The sequence below is a fragment of the Streptomyces sparsus genome (genome assembly GCF_054776295.1).
In genome coordinates this window covers 1-801 of the sequence record NZ_BAAHCA010001480.1, presented here as the reverse complement: position 1 = coordinate 801, position 801 = coordinate 1, and the positions used below count along the sequence as shown (strand labels likewise).

Below are 801 nucleotides of genomic sequence, written 5' to 3'. Positions count from 1 at the left end.
ACCCCCCCCGCAGCCGCAGCAGGGCCCGACGGCGCGAGCGCCGGGCCCCGGCGGCCGTCAGCTGCGGCAGGCGTTGCTGCCGCCGCCGTGGTGCGTCGACCACCAGCGCATCGCGTCACGGGTGTTCGGGCCGTACACGCCGTCCACCGCCGACCCGTACTTGGCCTGCGCGTACCTCACGGCCTGCGCGGTCTTCGGCCCGTAGACGCCGTCCACCGCGACGTTGTTCCGCGTCCAGGTGTTCACGCACCGCTGCAGCGACCGCTGGAGCACCTCCACCGCGTACCCCTGGGCGCCCTGCGAGAGCACGCAGTTCGTCGACCAGCTGTTCGTGGAGGGCTGGTCCGCGTAGTAGTGGCCGCCCATGTTCTTGTACACCGCCGTCTGGCAGGTCGGGGCGGCGTGCGCGGCGGGTGCGGCCGCGACGCCGACACCCAGGAGTCCCGCGGAGAACGCGAGGACGCCGGTGGCGCTTGTGAGCTTCTTTCCCAGATTCATGACTCTCCCGGTTCACGCCGATGTCGAGCGGCCCGGCGCGTGTCCGGGCCGCTCGCCCTGCGACGTCGATGCTCTGCGCACGGACACCGAAACGCGAGGCCCCCCGGGTGTCCCGGGAAGGCCTGGGACGCCCCTCCCGCTGACCTGCACCGGGACCGCCGGGGCTGGGAACGGCCGGGTCACCACCCGCCGCGCGCGGCACCCTCTGCCGGCCGACCTTCGGGCGGGTCTCGTCCGGAGTCCCCGGCCGACTGTCCGCCAGCCGGTCGTAGTCGCCGGCGGACGGAGCGACGTGGCGACGCG

General features: G+C 74.3%; 1 protein-coding gene. It reads right to left on the bottom strand.

Features of this window, described 5'->3' with window-relative positions; all coding sequences use genetic code 11:
* Positions 1-57: 57 nt before the first annotated feature.
* Positions 58-498 carry a peptidoglycan-binding domain-containing protein gene (locus ACYVE9_RS29145; protein WP_461030878.1) on the bottom strand — a complete coding sequence of 147 codons (441 nt, stop codon included), beginning with the start codon at positions 496-498 and terminating at the stop codon, positions 58-60.
* Positions 499-801: the final 303 nt, after the last annotated feature.